Annotated in this window: 1 protein-coding gene; it reads right to left on the bottom strand. The window is 48.1% G+C overall.

The genetic code is table 11. From position 1 onward, the window contains the following. Positions 1-196 precede the first annotated feature (196 nt). On the bottom strand, positions 197-1,047 hold an 851-nt coding region (locus tag D0T84_RS22295), incomplete at its 5' end, for a fibrobacter succinogenes major paralogous domain-containing protein (protein WP_221413170.1).

Below are 1,047 nucleotides of genomic sequence, written 5' to 3'. Positions count from 1 at the left end.
AACAGGCAGAATAGTATAAGTGTTAGGTTTCTCATATTTTTATTTTGTTTGAAGATGTTTATTGTCGTATCCTTTGTCTAAGCCTTCCGCCCTCTTTAGAGCAGGAAGTACCCGAAGGGGGGCAGGGTTTGCCTGCCCTTATATGGGTAATAGGAGTTTCGGGGTTGCAAACCCCGAAGGACGGATACATTTACTTTTATTCTATAATGCAACGCACAATATTGCCGAATGAGTAATTGAAGATACTAGCTGTGGTAACGGAACTACTAGTAAACATCAGAGCTGTCGGTGCTGGGCCTACAACTTCAATAGTACTGCTACTCCAATAGAGGCTGAAGCTGCCTGTATCGCTCAGTAAACCGTCGGTATAGCGGTAGCCAGCAGCCGGCAAATAAAGGGCGTCGGACAATTTATAGCCGCTGACACTATTAGCTGTAAATGGACCCAGATTAGTCCAAGTACTGCCAAAAGTGTTAGGATCGGGCGTACCATCAGCTACGCCACCCCCAGCTAGTGCACTCCACTGTTTCCTGCTGGGAACTTTCCAACCTGTAGGGCAAGGATCATTGGCGGTAGCTTTAGCCATTGTGTAATTATCAGTACCATCGCCCCAAAGGGTATTAACGTTAGAAGATAACCAATTGAACGCAGCTTCAATAAAGTTACCGTGTCCCGGAGGGGCTACCGTAGATCGCACATTGGTAGTACCACTTAGAGGCTTACGGCTTTGGTGGCCATCCTTAGGCCTTCCCCACTGGTAGAGGTCGCCCAACATCTTGCATGGGTCAAGCTCATACTCATCGCCTAGGTTTACATGGGCATAGGTGGCTCTTATTATATCATCCGGCTTATTAAGAATTTTGGCTGTGACTGCCGCCTCGCTCCATGCATTTACATATATCGGCGACAATTGTCCCAGGGTGGCCAGCATTACCAATACCTCGTATTCATCGCTGGTTACCGTACCGCAGGCATTGCTCGCGGCGCAGGTTATTTTCGGGGTCTTTTTCATATTGCCCAGTGCGTCGGCTGTCAGGCCTGTAGTGC

It is taken from the genome of Dysgonomonas sp. 521 (assembly GCF_010501055.1).
In the GTDB taxonomy this organism is placed as follows: domain Bacteria; phylum Bacteroidota; class Bacteroidia; order Bacteroidales; family Dysgonomonadaceae; genus Dysgonomonas.
This window is presented reverse-complemented; position numbering and strand designations above follow the sequence as displayed.